2 protein-coding genes are annotated in these 1,182 nt (G+C 75.6%); one reads left to right on the top strand and one right to left on the bottom strand.

The annotated features are described in order from the left end of the window. Positions 1–153: 153 nt before the first annotated feature. On the bottom strand, positions 154–393 hold the full coding sequence (locus B7767_RS29460; RefSeq protein ID WP_085574816.1) for a heavy-metal-associated domain-containing protein: 240 nt from the start codon (positions 391–393) through the stop codon (positions 154–156). 153 nt (positions 394–546) lie between these two features. Here B7767_RS29460 and B7767_RS29465 point away from each other — a divergent pair. Then, on the top strand, positions 547–1,182 hold a 636-nt coding region (locus B7767_RS29465), incomplete at its 3' end, for an alcohol dehydrogenase catalytic domain-containing protein (RefSeq protein WP_179167338.1).

Consider the following 1,182-nt stretch of genomic DNA (forward strand, 5'->3'; position numbering starts at 1 on the left):
CCGGCTGTCCGGCGGCCGGTGCCTCGGGTGCGGTGGTGCTGGTCATGTCGGTATCTCCAGGGACGGGGTCCGGGGCTCCGGGGCGGGGGCGGTGGCGTGCCGGGCCGCGGGGAACGGGTGGCCGGTGCGGCCCGGTTCACGCCGCGCGGAGGTTCAGGCCCTGCCCGCCAGCTCGAAGCCGGCCTCGTCGACGGCGGCGCGGACGGCCTCCTCGTCGAGCGGGGCCGCGGAGACGACGGTCACCTCGCCGGAGGAGGCGACCGCCTGCACCGAGCTGACCCCGGGGAGCTGGGAGATCTCGCCGGAGACGGCGCCCTCGCAGTGCCCGCAGCTCATCCCGCTCACCTTGTAGACGGTGGTGACGGAGCCCTGGGTGTCGGTCTGGGAGGTCATGTCGTTGCTCCTCGTCGAGGTGTGGATGATGGGTGGGGATGGTGCGGGCCCACGCGGGTCACGGGGGACCTCAGGACCCTCCTGCCACCCAGCTTATACCCCTAGGGGGTATAAATCCACGACGGGCGGGCCGAGCGGAAGGCGGGACGGGTCATGCGGGCGGTGGTGTTCGAGCGGTACGGGGAACCGGCCGAGGTGCGGGAGGTCGCGGACCCGGAGCCCGCGGAGCACGGGGTCGTGGTCCGCGTCGAGGCCACCGGCCTGTGCCGCAGCGACTGGCACGGCTGGCAGGGCCACGATCCGGACATCGCCCTCCCGCACGTCCCCGGTCACGAACTCGCCGGGACGGTCGAGGCCGTCGGCGCCCGGGTCACCGGCTGGCGCGCCGGGGACCGGGTCACCGTCCCCTTCGTCTGCGCCTGCGGCTCCTGCCCCGCCTGCGCGGCCGGCGACCAGCAGGTGTGCGAGCGCCAGACCCAGCCCGGCTTCACCCACTGGGGCTCCTTCGCCCAGTACGTGGCGCTGGACCACGCGGACGTGAACCTCGTCGCGGTCCCCGACGGGATGTCCTTCGCGACGGCCGCCTCGCTCGGCTGCCGCTTCGCCACGGCCTACCGCGCGGTGGTGCAGCGGGGCCGGGTGGCGGCGGGGGAGTGGGTGGCCGTGCACGGCTGCGGCGGGGTGGGGCTGTCGGCGGTGATGATCGCGGCGGCGGCCGGCGCGCGCGTCGTCGCCGTCGACGTGTCACCGGGCGCCCTCGACCTGGCACGGAGGTTCGGCGCGGCGCGG

This window comes from Streptomyces sp. 13-12-16, from assembly GCF_002114215.1.
Lineage (GTDB): Bacteria > Actinomycetota > Actinomycetes > Streptomycetales > Streptomycetaceae > Streptomyces.

What these genes read in the sequence shown, in the direction of transcription:
- B7767_RS29460 (WP_085574816.1), bottom strand. Translation starts at nt 393, where the DNA reads ATGACCTCCCAGACCGACACCCAGGGCTCCGTCACCACCGTCTACAAG.